Origin of the sequence: Fulvivirga kasyanovii (assembly GCF_009711405.1) — a bacterium.
Classification (GTDB): domain Bacteria; phylum Bacteroidota; class Bacteroidia; order Cytophagales; family Cyclobacteriaceae; genus Fulvivirga; species Fulvivirga kasyanovii.
In genome coordinates this window covers 1-3,224 of record NZ_SMLW01000251.1, presented here as the reverse complement: position 1 = coordinate 3,224, position 3,224 = coordinate 1, and the positions used below count along the sequence as shown (strand labels likewise).

Sequence of the window (3,224 nt, the reverse complement as noted above, 5' to 3'; positions counted from 1 at the left end):
AGCCTTAAAGCAGAGGTTGCTACCTTTCTGAGTATCGCCTCTCCTGGCAATGACTCCTGCCATAATTAAAAATTGTGCCTCTGAATGCTGTAACCAGAGATCAGTAACCAGAGACCAGTAAACAACCAGCAACCAGCAACCAGTAAATGTACCTAAACAACCACACATACTACAGTTTTAAATACGGGGCCATCAGTCCCGGGGAGCTGCTGGCGGAGGCGAAGCGGCTGGGGGTTGAGTGCCTGGCGTTGACGGATATTAACTCTACGGCAGGATGCCTGAACTTTGTGCGGCTATCGGAAAAATATGGGATCAGGCCTGTGCTGGGGATTGATTTCAGGAATGGTGCACAGCAGCAGTTTGTCGGGATTGCTAAAAACAATGACGGTTTCAGAGAGCTTAATGAGTGTATTTCATGGTATTTGCACGAAAAAGAAGATATTCCCTCCAGGGCACCCACTTTTGAACATGCTTATGTAATCTATCCATTCTCATGCTTTACCGGAGGAGATCTGCAGGAAAACGAGTTTATTGGAGTAAGCCCTGAAGATATTATGCGGCTGCGGTTTTCTCCATGGAAGAACAGGCCGGAGAAGCTGGTGGCATTGCAAACCGTTACTTTCCGTAAAAAGAGGGATTATAATGCCCACCGCCTGTTGAGGGCCATAGATAATAATACCCTGCTGAGCAAACTGCCTAAAACAGAGGAAGGCAAACCTCACCACCAGATGATGCCTGCTGCGGAGCTGAAAGGAAAGTATGAAGAGTTTGGGGTTCTGGTCGATAATGCCCATCAACTTTTGGATAGTTGTCATATTGTATTTGAGTTTGGGGAAACGGCTCAGCTCAACATGAAAACCTATACCGGGTCGGAAGAAGAGGATTACCGCCTGGTACACCGGCTCTGTATGCGCGGGTTGAAGTACCGCTACGAGAATCCCGGCAAGGATATAAAAAAAAGAATAAACGATGAACTGTCTACCATACGGCAAAAAGGTTTTCTGGCTTACTTCCTCATCAACTGCAAAATAGTAAGTTATGCTCGCAAAAAGGGCTATTTCTACGTAGGCAGAGGTAGTGGTGCCAACAGCATTGTAGCTTACCTGTTGCGAATAACCGATGTAGACCCCATAGAGCTGGACTTGTACTTTGAGCGGTTTATCAACCTGTACCGGAAAAATCCGCCTGATTTCGATATCGATTTTTCGTGGCGCGACAGGGAGGACATAACAAGGTTTATTTTTGAATACTTCAACAAAAGGGTGCCCAACGGAGTGGCCTTGTTGGCTACCTATAGCACTTTTCAGTACCGCGCCATGGTGCGGGAGCTTAGCAAAGTATTTGGCCTGCCGCCCCATGAAATAGACCGGCTGGCGGATGGTGGCGAAGCGGTAGACCAGATCTCGGCCCTGGTGCTGCGGTACGGGCAGTTGATCTCCGGCTTTCCGAGCCATATGAGTGTGCATGCCGGAGGTATTTTAATTGCCGAAAAGTCGATCCATAACTATACTGCCACCAGTTTGCCACCCAAAGGGTTTCCTGTTACCCATTTTGATATGGTAGTGGCGGAAGACATAGGACTGTATAAGTTCGATATCCTGGGACAGCGTGGACTCGGCAAGATCAAAGACACCTTGGAGATCATCAAAGGGAACAGGCCCGATGAAGATGAGATTGATATCCATGACATTAAGCGCTTTAAAGTGGATGAGCAGGTAAAAGCCATATTGCGGGAGGGGCAGGCCATAGGATGCTTTTATGTGGAGTCGCCCGCTATGCGTATGCTATTGAAAAAACTCAGGGTTGACCATTACCTGGGGCTTGTGGCTGCCAGCTCCATCATCAGGCCCGGCGTGGCCAAGTCGGGGATGATGCGTGAGTACATATTGCGATTTCGTGACAAAGAAAGAGTGAAAGATGCGCACCCGGTATTGTTGAAGATCATGCCTGATACCTTTGGGGTGATGGTGTACCAGGAAGATGTAATTAAAGTGGCACACTACTTTGCTAAGCTAGACCTGGGCGAGGCCGACGTACTTCGTCGGGGGATGTCCGGGAAATTCCGTTCAAGAGAAGAGTTTCAAAAAGTGAAGGAGAAGTATTTTGCCAATTGCAAAGCCGAAGGGCACTCCTTTGAACTGGCCGCTGATGTATGGCGACAGATAGAAAGCTTTGCCGGTTATGCTTTTGCGAAAGGGCACTCGGCATCTTATGCGGTGGAGAGCTACCAAAGCCTTTTCCTGAAAGCCCACTACCCGCTGGAGTATATGGTAAGTGTGCTCAACAATGGAGGTGGCTTTTACCGAAGGGAGCTGTACATCCACGAAGCGCGTATGCATGGAGCTGAGATTGTACCTCCATGTGTCAATAAAAGTGAGGCCTACGCTGTAATAGAGGGCGTGAGGATCTACCTGGGCTTTGACCTGATCAAAGACCTGGAGGCGCAGGTGATGGAAAATATTCTGAGAGCCCGCAGCAAGCGATCATTTCTGAGCCTGAGCGATTTTTTGAAGCGCGTTTTTATTTCGCTGGAGCAACTGAGCCTGCTTATACGTGCGGGAAGCTTCCGGTTTACCGGTAAATCAAAAAAGGAGCTGCTCTGGCAGGCTCATATCGCACTGGGAAGAACCAAAAAGACCAATCCCGTACCATCATTGTTTGATTCACCGGCCAGGGAAATTAAGTTGCCCAAACTGTATACCTACCAGTTTGAAGATGCCTTTGAGGAAATGGAACTCTTCGGCTTCCCGCTTTGCGATCCGTTTATGCTCCTCCGCGATGAACCCGAAGTAAGCGTAAACAAAGCCAGTGACATGATGAATTTCCTCAACCAGGAAATAACCATCCTCGGCTATCTCGTAGCCATCAAAAACACCAGTACAAACAAGGGTGATCGCATGAACTTCGGTACCTTCCTGGACCGTAAAGGCCATTTCATCGATACCGTACACTTTCCCCAGGTAGCCTATAAGCACCCATTCAGAGGCAAAGGCATCTATAAAATTACCGGTAAAGTAGTAGTAGAGTTCGAATTCTGCACCCTCGAAGTCTCTGCCATGGAAAAACTACCCTACATCGATGATCCAAGGTACACAGATGATACGGGGGTGTTGAGGGTGGTTAGTAATCGGTGATTTTTTTGGTAAATGGTGGCCGGTGTTTGGTGATCGGGTGAGCAGTAATCGTAAGCAGTGAATTCAAACCATAGACTGAAAAATTTTCGT

Annotated in this window: 1 protein-coding gene; it reads left to right on the top strand. The window is 48.0% G+C overall.

Features of this window, described 5'->3' with window-relative positions; genetic code table 11:
• Positions 1-146: 146 nt before the first annotated feature.
• Entirely contained in the window at positions 147-3,134 is a 2,988-nt protein-coding gene (locus E1163_RS01460) for a DNA polymerase III subunit alpha (RefSeq protein ID WP_155168751.1), read from the top strand.
• The last annotated feature ends 90 nt before the right edge of the window (positions 3,135-3,224 follow it).

What these genes read in the sequence shown, in the direction of transcription:
- E1163_RS01460 (WP_155168751.1), top strand. Translation starts at nt 147, where the DNA reads ATGTACCTAAACAACCACACATACTACAGTTTTAAATACGGGGCCATC.